1 protein-coding gene and 1 pseudogene are annotated in these 608 nt (G+C 44.7%); both read left to right on the top strand.

Annotated elements, in window-relative coordinates:
- Nucleotides 1–190: 190 nt before the first annotated feature.
- Entirely contained in the window at nt 191–385 is a 195-nt protein-coding gene (locus RTW80_RS26895) for a hypothetical protein (RefSeq protein ID WP_001355891.1), read from the top strand.
- 149 nt (nt 386–534) lie between these two features.
- Nucleotides 535–608 (top strand): annotated as a pseudogene (locus RTW80_RS26890) (site-specific DNA-methyltransferase); the annotation flags it as partial.

Here is a 608-nt window from a genome sequence, read left to right as displayed (position 1 = left end):
GTATTGTATTGTGTTAAGAGTGGTTACTTCGCCACACAACTTAAACCCGCCGTCGAGCGGGTTTTTTTGTACCTGTAAACCTGGTGCAGTACGGTAAACACGCTGGTGGTCGTGAATACTGACTTTTTATCTTGCTGGCTTTTTAGACAAGAGTTATTGGTATGTCATGTTAACCAGAAGGAAAAAAGACATGCTAAAACAGCAAGATATGACAGAAACGGCGAAAGTTGTTTTTAATGAATTAAGCATCGAACCGGCAACAGTCGGGGAGATTGCACAAAACACATATCTTTCACGCGAACGCTGTCAGTTAATACTGACCCAGTTGGTTATGGCGGGGCTGGCAGATTACCAGTTCGGCTGTTACAGACGCCTTCAGCAATGAAGGACTTTTAATTTGTGAAAATGGGCGGCTGGTGGGTGTTGGTAGCACCTGCCAGCCATTCGCTCATGCTTACTGGTCACAAGCGAACCACGGCCCACTGCTTTAGCGCAAAAGCAGAGTGAGCCTACCAGAGTTACGCTTACTGATCCATGAAAAATACTGTAAAAATAAACAGTGTTGATTTAATCAACGCTGATTGCCTGCATTTTATTCAGTCCCTGCC

Source organism: Escherichia sp. AM3, from assembly GCF_032029835.1.
Lineage (GTDB): Bacteria > Pseudomonadota > Gammaproteobacteria > Enterobacterales > Enterobacteriaceae > Escherichia > Escherichia coli.
Note: the sequence above shows the minus strand (reverse complement) of the source record. Positions and strands in the feature narration are given on the sequence as shown.

Excerpts from the sequence above, each read along its gene's own strand:
- RTW80_RS26895 (WP_001355891.1), top strand. The coding sequence starts at position 191 with ATGCTAAAACAGCAAGATATGACAGAAACGGCGAAAGTTGTTTTTAAT.